At 37.1% G+C, this 14003-nt stretch carries 5 protein-coding genes and 1 pseudogene; 2 read left to right on the top strand and 4 right to left on the bottom strand.

The annotated features are described in order from the left end of the window. The first annotated feature begins 183 nt into the window (after nt 1-183). Together QME58_11890 and QME58_11885 are read left to right on the top strand one after the other, a co-directional pair. Nucleotides 184-4212: an SBBP repeat-containing protein gene (locus QME58_11890; protein MDI6804524.1), complete on the top strand. Its 4029-nt coding sequence runs from the start codon at nt 184-186 to the stop codon at nt 4210-4212. 36 nt (nt 4213-4248) lie between these two features. After that, nucleotides 4249-7125: a M28 family peptidase gene (locus tag QME58_11885; GenBank protein MDI6804523.1), complete on the top strand. Its 2877-nt coding sequence runs from the start codon at nt 4249-4251 to the stop codon at nt 7123-7125. A gap of 55 nt (nt 7126-7180) precedes the next feature. Here the strand turns inward: QME58_11885 and porQ are convergent, their stop codons facing one another. From porQ to QME58_11865, 4 genes and pseudogenes are all read right to left on the bottom strand, one after another. Next, the gene (gene porQ, locus QME58_11880) at nt 7181-8122 is read right to left on the bottom strand and encodes a type IX secretion system protein PorQ (GenBank protein ID MDI6804522.1); all 942 of its coding nucleotides are present in this window, start codon (nt 8120-8122) and stop codon (nt 7181-7183) included. A gap of 54 nt (nt 8123-8176) precedes the next feature. Continuing rightward, a complete protein-coding gene (locus tag QME58_11875) occupies nt 8177-8857 on the bottom strand; it encodes a uroporphyrinogen-III synthase (GenBank protein MDI6804521.1) in 681 nt (226 codons plus the stop codon). Between the two features lie 67 nt (nt 8858-8924). Further along, nucleotides 8925-9390, bottom strand: a pseudogene (locus QME58_11870) (uroporphyrinogen decarboxylase family protein). 112 nt (nt 9391-9502) lie between these two features. Continuing rightward, the gene (locus QME58_11865; GenBank protein MDI6804520.1) at nt 9503-13924 is read right to left on the bottom strand and encodes a T9SS type A sorting domain-containing protein; all 4422 of its coding nucleotides are present in this window, start codon (nt 13922-13924) and stop codon (nt 9503-9505) included. Nucleotides 13925-14003 lie beyond the last annotated feature (79 nt).

Here is a 14003-nt window from a genome sequence, read left to right as displayed (position 1 = left end):
ACGATAAAATCTATAACACTAAACTTATATTTGAATTTTTGGAACTGCCCTTAATTCAAACTGGGATTTTTTTTTACTTTCACTAATTTTCTGATGTGAACAAGAACACGCTCACGATTTGACACTGAGTTAATTTATATTTATCTTTTCTCTAAATTTATTAATTATTAGTTAGTTATCAATATGAAAAAAAGTATATATCTGTTTTTCTTACTCCTCTTAAATTCTTCAATAATTTATACACAAATTAATCAGCATTGGATATCAAAATATAATCACAAAAGCAGTGCTGATGATACCTTTCAATATATAGAGCTGGATAATGCCAAAAATATTTATGTGTCCGGTATTAGCAATTATCAATTTACTATAAGTAAATACAATACTATTGGTGTAAAGTTATGGACAGTTTTTACCGACAATACTTTTGGTGAGGACAACTACATCGCAGGAATGAAACTTGACGCTCAAAGAAATGTTTACATCACCTCTTGTATAATTGGTCCAGATACATCTTACGACATTCTCACAATTAAATATAATACAAACGGTGTTCAACAATGGGCGGTGCGATATAGCGGTGGCTCAAAAAACGATGACATTGCAGTCGGGCTAACAGTTGACGCATCAGGAAATGTTTATGTATCCGCTTACAATTATCATCCAATCAGCAATAACGATTTTATTTTAATCAAATATAATGCAAATGGAACACAGCAGTGGGTTCGACGTGATAATGGTCCGGGTAATGGCGACGACTTCCCAACTGCAATTACTATTGATGCACTCAATAATGTTTATATAACCGGCTCGACTTATAATCCAACTTCTTTCATAGATTTTATGACTATGAAATACGATTCAGTTGGACTAAGACTGTGGCTGGTAACCTATGATGGCATCGGTTTCGACGAAGATATTCCTGTAACAATTGGTGTAGATAATTTCAATAATGTATTTGTTGCCGGAACAAGTTATGGTGATACTACCGATATAGATATCGCAGTCGTAAAATATAACCCCAGCGGAGTACGCCAATGGGCGGCACGCTATAATTCATCCGGAAATTTCGAGGATATACCTACGGCTTTTCGAATTACAGGCGGAGGTACTGTTTATCTTACCGGATATACATACAGTTATTCTGAGCTTTACAATTACCTTACTGTTAAAATTAATACCACAGGTGGTGTTGATTGGGGAGTTCAATTCAACGGTTCCGCCAATGCCGACGATTTTGCAGAAGGTATAGATATTGACAATTTTGAGAACGTATATGTTACAGGGACAACATCTTCTCTTTTAGGTGCTACTGAATTCAACACAATTAAATATAATGCGTTTGGAAGTCGGCTGTGGAACAGACCATACAGTATTGAAACAAATTTTTCGAGTGAGGCCAATAGAATTCGTGTGGATAATTCCGGCGACTTAATAGTTATAGGGGCAGGTTTTACAGTCGAAAAAGCGGACGATGCTTTGATACTGAAGTACAATAATGCGGGCACAGTTTTATGGTCGGAACGTCAGAATAATTTCGATAACCAATCATACGAGGATATTCCGTATGCAATTACCACAGATAATCTCGGAAATGCTTACGTTGTCGGATCAAGCTTCGACAATGGTACATTATACGATTTTCTGATTATCAAATATGATACAAACGGAGATACATTGTGGACTGCCCGTTACAACAGTCCGTACCACGATAATGATGAAGCTGTTGCGGTTGCCGTTGATGCATCGAAGAATGTTTACGTTACGGGGCGAAGTTACTCTTATAATAAAGGCGATGATATAGTAACAATAAAATTTAATGAAAATGGAATTGTGCAATGGATTCGAAATTTTAACAGCACAAAGGATAGTACCGATAGACCCATCGCTCTTTCAGTTGATGCCTCAAGTAATGTTTATGTGGTTGGTTACAGTTATGGTGGAAATACCGGTTACGATTATATTACAATCAAATATAATACAAATGGAACACAGCAATGGGTGAGTTATTTTAACAGCTCTTCAAGTTCCGACGATTTTGCTGCATCGTTAGGGATCGATAAAGCGGGCAATGTCTATGTTACTGGTTATTGCACCACAACGACTTCGGGAAATAATATCGCAACGGTGAAATATTCTACCCATGGTGGACAGCAATGGGTGAAGTATTACAACGGACCTTCAAACAGTGACGATGTTGCAACTGCGATTGCAATAGATACTTTAGGAAATATCATTGTTACAGGGTCGAGTGGCGGAGTCGGTACATCGAATGATATTGTTTTAATTAAATATAATCCGACAGGCGACCAACAATGGGTTTCCAGGTATGATGGACCGGCTAACAGCGTCGATTATCCTAAAAGCCTCTTCGTAATTCCATCTGGAGAAATATATGTCGGCGGATGGAGTTTTGGAACTACATCATACACTGATATGATTGTTCTAAAATATTCTTCAAATGGGGGTCGAATTTGGGAAGCACGTTATAACGACCCAAGCAATGACTACGATTACCTCGAGGGGATGATTGTTGATCAATGGGGAAATTCATACATATCCGGCACTACAGGTGGCTCACTAAAAAATAATTATGCTACAATTAAATATAATGCGGCTGGTGAATTACAGTGGGTTGCATATTATGCCAATCAAACGAGCGCTGCCGATGAAGTTATAGCTATGGCGATGGATAATTTAGGAAATATTTTTGTAACAGGTGCCGAATATGATTCGCTCGATTACTCTGATGTAATAACAATAAAATACAGGCAAACCACATTTATGTCGGGGTCAGTATTTTATGATGTAAATAATAACGGAGTAAAAGACGAAACCGACCCACCGCTTGCAGGATGGAAAGTACGCATAAGCGGAACAAAACGAGATTCCGTTACTACAAATATTAATGGACAATATGCTTTTGCCGATATTCCGTTCGGAAATTATACTCTCAGCCAAGCTGTTAATTCCGGTTGGGTACAAACTTTACCCGTTGGCGGTAGTTCGTATTCAGTCCCAATCTCGTTTGGAAATTTAAGTGCTGTTCATAATTTCGGAAATTATTCAACAACTGCTATAAGTTATGCGGTCGATGCAAAGTGGAATATGCTTTCATTACCGTTGCGAACTGCTGACAGAAGTAAGACAACTATTTTCGGGAGCGCTAATTCGTCGGCTTTTACATTTGATAATGGTTATATCCAACACGACTCGCTAACATCTCTTCGGGGGTATTGGCTAAAATTTCCATCGACTCATCAGGTATGGTTGTCGGGTAGTCCGTTTACAGCCGATTCGATTGATCTGAAAACTGGATGGAATATGATTGGTTGTACAAGTAATCCTTTCCCAGTCAAATCGCTTATTACAAATCCTCCAAACATTATAAGTTCTCCGGTTTATGGATTTAAAAACGGTTATGGAATTTCGGATACATTAAAACCGTCAAAAGGTTATTGGGTAAAAGTTTCACAAGGCGGAAAACTTATTATGCGTCCCGGATCGACAGTTTCCAAACACAATTCTCTTGCAGAAGATATTATTAATCAGAGCAACAAATTATTCATTACTGATAATGGAGGAAATTCAAGCATCCTCTACTTCGGAAGTTTTGAAAATGCCTCGTTCGATGCAGGATTCTTTTTAGCACCTCCCCGACCACCGGCCGAGGCTTTCGATATAAGATTTGCTGACAATTCTTATATGTTCAACCATAAAATTACAAAAGAGAATAAGATTAATATTTCGACGAACGAATACCCAATCAAAATATCTTGGGAATTATTGAACAACGAAAAATATGAGCTGTTAAATTCTGCACAAAAATTATTAACCGGAATCGAACAAATATCTGGAAGTATTCTTTTAGAAGATAAGAATCAAACTGTATTATATCTAAAATATATTAACAACAATGAAGAAACAGAAACTCCAATTGTTTATGCACTCTCTCAAAATTATCCTAATCCATTCAACCCAAAGACAATAATCAAGTATCAATTACCTTTTTCCAGTTATACGACTTTAAAAATTTATGATGTTCTTGGTCGTGAGGTCGCTAAACTTGTTGATGAAGTTCAAGAGGCTGGATATAAATCGGTTGAGTTAGATGTTTCATCCGCCACAGGCGGACTTTCGAGCGGCGTCTATTTTTATAGATTAGTAGCTGGAAATTTTTCAGACATCAAAAAACTTTTAATTTTAAAGTGAAATTAAAAACAAACAAAATTACAACAGAATATACATATGAAAAAAAATATTTACGTTTTAATTCTATTAGCGATTCTTGTTACCAATGCTTTTTCGCAAACTACTCTGCTGGATTCTTTAATAAATAAAGTTTCTGTAGATAGCTTAAGATTATACATCAGGCAGCTATCCGGCGATACAAGTTGTGTTATAGGCGGTTCTCCTTATACAATAGTATCACGCCATAAATTGCAGCCTGGTAACAACAAAGCTGCACAATACATTTACGAAAAATTTCAGAGGTTCGGTTTAACAGCTCAGTATGATTCATTCAGCACGACAGGAAAAAATGTAATAGGAACAAAAGTAGGTACCCATTTCCCGAATAAATATTACGTCGTATGTGGACATTTCGATGATATGCCAATTGAAACAATTGCGCCAGGCGCCGACGACAATGCAAGCGGAACTGCCGGCGTGATTGAATTAGCCCGAATATTATCGCAATACAATCCTCAGTACACAATCAAGTTTATTGGCTTTGACGAAGAGGAACAAGGTTTAGTAGGAAGTATCTACTATGCAACACAAGCCCGCAACCGAAACGATACTATTTTGGGTGTAATTAATTTAGATATGATTGGTTACGATGGTAACAACGACGGAAAAATTAATGTGCACTCAAAAAACGTTGCAAATACTGTCGAAATTGCTAACGATTTTGTAAATAATATCGCAACTTATAATATCGGATTGGTTCCAGTTATTGTGGCTTCGCAACCGTACAGCGACCACGAATCGTTCCTTGCTAAAAACTACGGGGCTATTTTAGTAATCGAAGATAACAACGATTTCCATCCATATTATCATACCACAAGCGACAGGTTCCAGTATATCAACGTTCCCTATTTCCATAAAATGGTTAAGGCAACAATGGCTACTTTAGCAAAATATGCTTTGAATCTAAAAATTGCACTCGAGCACACTCCAATTGCATCAGGCAACATAATTGACTCTCGAACTGCACGTGTAAACATAATTAGCGGATTAACTATTGGTACCGGTAGCATTCAACCAAGGTTGTACTATCGTGTCGATTACGGTTCCGGCTTCAGTGCATTTAATTATATAACAGATATTGATGGTCCTACAGGATTTCAATATGAATTTATTATTCCCGGTCAACCTCTCGGAACGACTGTCGAATATTATGTAGCTGCTCAGGACCAGGGTGGGCAAATTTTACAAACAATTCCCGCCGGAGGTAGCGGTTTAAACCCACCCGGCTCAATCTCCCCACCGCAGTTCTATCGATATATTGTTGCAAATATAACAACCGCATTTTCTGAAAGTTTCAAAACTATTACCAGATGGAATTCAGTTTCACTCTGGGGGTTAACTACAAGCAGTTTTGTTTCACCCACCTCATCCGCAACCGATTCACCGAGCGGTAACTATCCGAGCAATACAACAAATATACTTCTACTTAGAGATAGTGTTAGCTTAAAAAAAGCTTACGGTGCTACGCTGGAATATTCAGCACGGTGGGATTTAGAAAACGGATACGACTATGTGCAAGTTATGATATCAACAAATCTCGGTACATCGTGGATTCCATTAGAAGGTAGCTATACAAAACTCGGTTCGGGTAGTTTCCAGCCAACCGGACAACCATTATACAACGGCTCACAGTCAGCTTGGGTTACCGAACAAATAAGTCTTGATCCGTATATAGAAAATGATATTAAGATTCGTTTTTACTTCCGAAGCGATGCCAGTGTTGTAGCCGATGGTTTTTATGTAGATGATATAAAAATAACTGTTTATAACAAAGGCGTTCAACCTGTTGTAACATCTTTCAATACAAATGAGGGATGGAATTTATTATCACTGCCCATTTCTTTAATCGACCAAAGACCATCTGTCTTGTTCCCTACTGCAACTTCACAGACTTATGAATTTAATGGATCATATATAATTGCAGATTCCATAAAAAATGGATATGGCTATTGGATAAAGATGGACAGTTCTCGCAGCCATACATTTGTAGGGAGTAAGATAGACAGTATAACATTTACGATGAGGAAGGGCTGGAATTTGATTGGCGGATTAAATCAAAATATAAATGTTTCTGCAATTACAACAATTCCTGCCGGCTTATTATCAAGCCAGTTTTTTGCATACAACGGCGGATATTCAGAATCTTCAATTTTGGAAAAAGGAAAAGGGTATTGGATAAAACTTTCAGCAAACGGAAGCATCAAACTTGAAAGCCCATTGGCGACAGGTTCTAATTACACAAATCGGAAATCAAATAACCGGAATGCGATAAAAATTATTGACAGCAAAGGTAACTCAACAAAATTATACCTGACGAATTCCTTCGAGGTGGATCAATTTATTGAATTCCCGCCGCAAGCGCCACCGGGTGTGTTTGATGTTAGATTTGTAAATGATAAATATGTCGGACTTTTATCCAATGTTAATATTATAAATATAAATTATGTCGATTATCCGCTGCAATTGATTTTCGAAGGGGATGAAAATATTAATTTGCATTTAACATCTGATGATTCAAAAGCGAAACTCGACCAATACTTATCGGTTCATTCGCCTGTGTATATCAACCAGCCACTCGCTCAGGTTAAAGTAAGAAATAGCGGTTTACCTGCAGAGTTTGTATTACATCAGAACTACCCAAATCCGTTTAATCCGAAAACTATAATCAGATATCAGATTCCGGAAGCGGGAAAAGTTACATTGCGCGTTTACGATTTGTTAGGGCGCGAAGTCGTTCAGTTAATTGACGAGTTTCAAGTTGCCGGTTACAAGTCGGTAGAATTTGATGCGAGTAATTTCCCGAGTGGAGTTTACTTCTACAAGCTCTCGGCAGGTTCGTTCACATCTGTGAAGAAAGCAATCCTGGTGAGGTAAAAATAATTTAGCCATTGAATCATCGAATCATGTACTCAATGGATAAATGGTTGTATCAGAAAAGTATGCCAACTGCTATACGATGCAGTCCGCCAATTTTACCCAATGAGTTGAATGCGTAATCGACTTTGTATTCGTTGTAAATAAATCCTCCCCCGAGTGAAAATCCGGCAAGTCCGGAACTCTTCCCGATTTTTAAATCCGATCGTCTCTCATTATTATATCCGAACCGGAATTGAACATTCTGAGTTACTAAAAATTCGCCTCCAATTGAAAATGCTTTGAAACGCGACATAAAGTTATTCTGTTTTTCAATTAATTTATTGAAACTGAAATTAAGTACAAGCGGCAAGTGTTCGGGCTTAACTGATGCGCCAACTTTTAAATCGGTTGGTAAACTTTCTTTTGTATTCATATACGGGTCTAATTGTGTCCCAAGATTCAATAAACTTGCTCCAACTTGAAACTTTTCGGGTGAAATTACATAAGTTACTCCCCAATCAAGAGCAACTGCGGTTGATTTATATTTTTCGATGGCAGAATAGATAAATTTTAAACTTGCACCGTAAGTTAAATTCTCGTACAAATGATTTGCATAACCAACCGACATTGCAATTTCGGTTGCCGTAAATTTTCCTAACTCATCGCCGAATTCGTTTCGCTTCATAAACTCACCGTAGTTCGTGTAAACAATCCCCCCGCCGATATAACCGAAACCGCTTATTTCCTGTGCATAGCTTAAATGTCCGGAATTAATATCCAACAAATGCTTAAAATATCCGAATGATATTTGAGGTGTTGCTATTGTTGTCATTCGAGATGGGTTATAAAAAATTGTATTCGGGTCGTTGGAAGCAAGTAGAAAACTACCACCGAGTGCGGAAGCCCGCGCACCGGCATCGTTCCGTAAAAAATCGAAAGTACTGTTACTGCCAGCATACAGTTGCAAAGCAAACAGAAAAACCAGCAAGTTCAGGGAAACATTTTTTAAAATCATTTTTTCGACCTATCAGTTTATTTGATTACAATCTATTAAAATAGTAGAATAAATTCAAACCGGACAATATCTCTCAATCCCTTCCACTATCCCCTTGTTAGTTGATGGTTTGGCAATAATAGTTGGTTCGATTCCAAACTTCCGTAACGATTTCGCAGTTACTTCTCCTATAACGGCAAAGATAATATTTTTTATAAATTGGCTCTTGGTATCTTCGGAAAACAGAGAGAAGAAATTGGTCACAGTGGATGGACTTGTGAAAGTAACTACATCAATTTTGCCTTCCAATAATTCTTTTTCTATCGAGTGCAGGTTGTCTGGGATTGCTTTTTCTGTTTTATACACAACCACAGATTTTACTTCAGCGCCATACTCGGAAAGTTTATCGATGACAACATCGCGCCCTAAATTACCGCGGGGGAAGAGGAACTTTTTGTTTTGAACACTAAATGTTTTTATTGTTTCTACCAAGGATTCGGCAGTAAAATTTTCAGGAATTGCGTTTGTTTTGAGTTTATGTTTTTCGAGGATTGATTTTGTTTTTTCACCCACCGCAAAGAGGAGCGTTGAGGATAGAGCCGAAAGGGGAATGTTCTTGAAATTAATTCTTGCGATAAACTTTTCTACCGAGTTTCGGCTCGTGAATATGATTCCGTCGAAAGAATTTAAATATTCCACCGCTCTATCGCACTCCTGCCAATCATCCGGGTCAGTAATTTTGATTGTCGGAAACAAGATTGCTTTCCCGCCGCGCGATTGAATCAGTTCGATGAACTCATCGGATTGATCCTCGCTGCGTGTTATAAGTATAGGTTGCGAGTGTCCATGGCGAACCCGCAAATCCGATTAGAGGAACACGTCCAGCCAAATTTTGTTTTGTTAAACTCAGCGCATCCATTACATATTTTAATTTATCGTATGGGTCGGGGATAGACAATTTTTCAATTTCGGAAGACGAACGGATGGGGGATGGGAACCGCGGTCCGCCTTTACCTTCTTCTACAATTAATTCCATCCCCATCGCTTCGGGAATAACGAGTATATCTGAGAAAATAATCGGCCGCATCAACGCCAATGATATCGACGGGTTGAATTGTAACTTCTGCTGCAAGCTCGGGAGTTTTATAAAGAGTAAGGAAATCAGCTTTGGTACGTACAGCTCTATATTCAGGCAAATACCGGCCCGCTTGGCGCATAATCCATACGGGTGTTCGTTCGGTTGGCAGACGTTTACAAGCTTTTAAGAAAATGTCGTTTTGTAAATTCATAATTAAATATAAGACTTTAAATAGTTTTAATAAATATAGAAAATTGGAGGGATTTAAACAAAGAAGCCGACTCGGATTGAATCGGCTCTGTTAAAAAATCTAAAAAAAAATATTACCGCATCAAAATAAGTTTCTTGGTTTCACTAAACGAACCAGCCTGTATCCGATAAAAATAAACACCACTTGCTACATTGTTACCCGTGTTGTTGTCGCTATTCCATACTATCTCATAATATCCTGCATCCTGTACTTCATCTACAAGCTTTTTAACTTCCTGTCCGAAGATATTGTAAATCTTTAACTCAATCTTGTTTGCCTGCGGGAGTTGGTATTTTATGAGCGTGCTTGGATTAAACGGATTCGGATAATTTTGCTCAAGAACAAATTCATTAAGTAGTTCAACGGATCGTTTGATAACAAGTTTGACACGAACATCCGATGTTGGTATATCAAATTGACCTGTTGCTTGGATAGGAATATCATTCTTCCCAATTTTTAAGGATGCTTCTAAAAACATATTTTTCAAATTCCAAGAGATTGTTACAGGATATACTGCCGAAGAAATTATGATGGGAAATATCCCAATTTTATTTTCGTCAACAATTTCTAACAATCTTTGCGAAGCAAATCGAACATCGAAAATGTTCGATGGTGGAACAGGTGGAAGTTCATATATATCAGCTGAAAAATCATCATTCGGTTTTATGCCAAAATATAAGGTTTGCAACTGTCCATTTGCATCGTTCAACGTAAGGGAATTAAAAATGTTTGTTTCATCCTTAACAGTCGCAATTTTTGCATTTTGTATCGGGTTGTCTATTGATAATATTAATTTACCGGGTGAATTTAGTTTTAACCAATATCCATTACCGGGATAAATAGAATCACAGATTAGGTACCCTAATTGATAACCAAAAAATTGTGATGCAATTATATTAGGAGGATTTGTTATTATTGATGAGGTATGAACAGGATTCGAAATGGAGCCGATCAGATTCCATCCTGTAAGGAGTTGAAATGTATCAGCTATTACAGGATAACCATGAAAGTTGAATTCTTCACCAGAGGATTTTAACCAATGACCTGACCATGGCTCTAAAATATTACTTTTTACATAACCAATTGGTGTATACTTAAATAAATTCGAGAACGAATATGAGCACGACGACTCAACTGGCAGCGAAACTAAATTCCAACCATTGTTTAGAATACTAGTTATTGTTGTGGGTGGGCTATTAGCATAACTACTACCAATTACAATTATACTATCTGATTGTGTTCCTCTCAAAGAATTGAAAGTTAATATCGAATTGAAATCACCCGGTTGCGAGGGAGTGAATACAATTTCAAAATGAGTAGAATCATATGGAGCTAATACTATAGGCGAAGTCCTTACCTTAAACATAGGATTTGATATCATGGGGAATACCGTATCAGGACAACTATTCCTGTTGAACAACTTGATTTCGGTTGTGTCTCTGCAACCCACTTCAAGCTTCGAAAACTGAATGAATGTTTTGGAAACATTGAGTGGAATAGTAGGAACTGCAAAACCAGTTGCATCGAGTGTATTGTTTAATGTTTGAGAGCCATCTATAAAATTGAATTTAGATAGATATTCACCTGCCCCGGATGGGTTAAACAATAAACTGCAAGTGATACTATCTAATGGTAATATTGTAGCCGATTTAGGCGAAATTGCGAAGTTAGAATTTCCAATTTCAACATCAGAAATTATTAATTTTTCAGATCCAATATTTTTTAGGATTGAAGTTTTAATAGATTTACAACCCAGCGAAACCACGCCAAAATCTATAAAGCTATGTGAAAATTCGAGTCGTGCTGGTGAATATTTAACCGCGCTGTATGAAATATCCACACCATTCGAAAGTTCTAATGTTTCTGCAGCGACATAAATATTACCTTTACTGTCGATGTTAATATCTTGAACATAACTATTAGAAGTTTGGCTTGGATGATAACGTGCAACCCAAATAAGTGTACCAGCCTGATTATATTTTAGAGTGAGATACTTAGAGCCGCTTATATAAATATTCCCCAGTGAATCTATAACAATCTTTCTTGGTACGCCACCTCCTTGGTAAAATTGGACCCACTGTTCTACACCTGTAGAATCATACTTAATGGTTGTAAAATCCAAGGCTGTTCCTGTGGCTCTACTGTAGCCGGTAACATAAACATTAGAATACTTATCGATAGCAATATGCGATGGGCGGGCGATACCATTTGGCATTCTACTATAAAATACATTCCATTGTAATACACCAGATGAATTAAGTTTCATAGTATTATACTTCTCATCCATGGTATGACGTGTTAGATATATATTCCCTAATTGGTCAACTGCTATTTGCTCGCCAGCGTACGGGGACGTCCACAATAGTAACCCTTCACTTGAAATTTTCATTGTTCCTGAACCTCCTGTAACTATGATCGCTTCAAAATCATCAATAATGATCTGTGCACCCCCTATAGGAACAGACCAAAGTTTGTTACCAAGTGTATCATATTTAACAAGATCACCATACCCAACGTAAATGTTTCCCTGTTTATCCCCAACAATTTTTACATCATGACGGCCAGATGAAATTTCGGTAGTGGCAACCCATTGTTTTACACCATAAGTATTGTATTTAATTGTAAGATAGGCAGTTCTATCCCAAGTTGGAGAACAAATACCTGCTACATATACATTATTATTTTTATCAACGTAAATATCATCGCCTTCATCCCCAGAATAAGTATCATCTATGCTTGTATGTTTATCAGCCCATTCTAATTCACCTCTGTTATTAAATTTTACAGTTAGAAAATCATATCCAGTATAATGATTATAAGTTGAACCAGTTAGGTAAATATTTCCTTGCGCGTCTACATCAATAGCACGCACCCTGTCGTTAGATAGCCAAGGTCCATCATAATTCCTTACCCACTTTTGTAATCCGTTAGAATTGTATTTTACGACTGCTGTATTACAATTATACTTATTTACCCCGTCATCCATCGTTCCAACAACAATAAGGTTGCCCTTTCCATCGCTTCCAATATCAAATGCTTCTGTATATACTAATTCTGAGCTACTAGATAAATCTGAGATACTATAATATACCACCCATTGTTGAAGCCCATTAGTATTATATTTGATTGTTGCAAAGCCTTGATATTGGCTTCCACCTCTAAATGTTCCGGTAATGTAGACATCATTCAAGTTATCTAAAACCATTTTACAGGGGCTACCTTTAAATGTCCTTTCCCACAGTTTTTGACCTGTTGCAGAGTATTTGATTAATAGGTAATAACGTTCTAATTCAGGATAATTTTTATATTCTACTATCCCACCCAAAACCAAAATATTGCCAACCTTATCAGCCAGTACGTATACTCCTTCACTATCCGAGTAACCAGGATAAATATACTTTTTGACCCATCTTCTTACTCCCAATGGACTATATTTAATAGTAATCATTTGTAACAAACCATCTGAAGTGGTTATTGCACCGGTTGCATAAACCGAACCAGAATTGTCAACCGCAAGAGCATATACATAATCGTCATTTTCTCCGGAACTTGAATAGCTTTTTTGCCATAAAAGGTCTCCATCCGGAGAGTATTTAACAATAATAATATCCCTACCTGTCTCCTCCTCTCCTATTCCGTCGCAAGCAATCAAAATGTTTCCTGTATTGGCAAAGGCAACAGAACTCGCATATGGATCATCTCCCGTTTCAAAAACATCCCACCATATACCTTCACCATCCGAAGAAAATTTTTGTATGTAGCATTCCCAATTTGATTCTCTGCCTACGAGGTAAATGTCACCGCTTCCACAAAATTTTAATTTATATATGCTATTATCGGGCCATTCGTGTAACCACATCCTCACCCCATCATAGTTATACATTGCTATACCTTCACCAACTTTACATAAAATTCGTTTCCGTATAGTGTCGATATCTATAAGACCTGTTTCAACTGGCCTCCAAGCATATCCTGTTTCATTTATTCTCCAAATTTCATTTCCACTACTATCATATTTAACTGTATGACGATTCTCTCTCACATACACATTACCGTACTGATCAAATAAACCTCTGAATGCGGCATCCCAAGAGGGTACGGCTTTAGAACCATATTGTGCTGCCCAGATTTCTTTTGCGGTATCGTATTTATCGTTTTTTAACTCCCGAATATTTTCCTTACTCGCAGAATAGGTAATGTTATCTTTATCAATAAACAGGTTAATTGATGAATCTAAATTTCTATTATTCTGTAATAATATATTTTGGGTACTACTTCCTTTTAACCGCCGAGAGTGTTTACGCTGAAAATCTTTTTGTAGATTTGATGAATATCTCTGCAAGCTCTGGCGATCTTCCTTTGCTATCCTTTTCGTTTCATCAAATATAGTTTTAGTGCCCTTGGATGAACCCTTTGTTTTAATAACTGAATTATTTTGAGCCGAAATATCAAAGACATAATAGATAAATAACAAACATAAAATGAATGTTTTCATAGCTGTTCTCCTTTTTATTTTTTTATATAAGGGCAGTTCCAAAAATTCAAATATAAGTTTAGTGTTATAGATTTTATCG

Source organism: Bacteroidota bacterium, assembly GCA_030017895.1.
In the GTDB taxonomy this organism is placed as follows: domain Bacteria; phylum Bacteroidota; class Ignavibacteria; order UBA10030; family BY39; genus JASEGV01.
The sequence above is the reverse complement of the archived record's forward strand: the minus strand, read 5'-3'. Positions and strand labels throughout refer to the sequence as shown.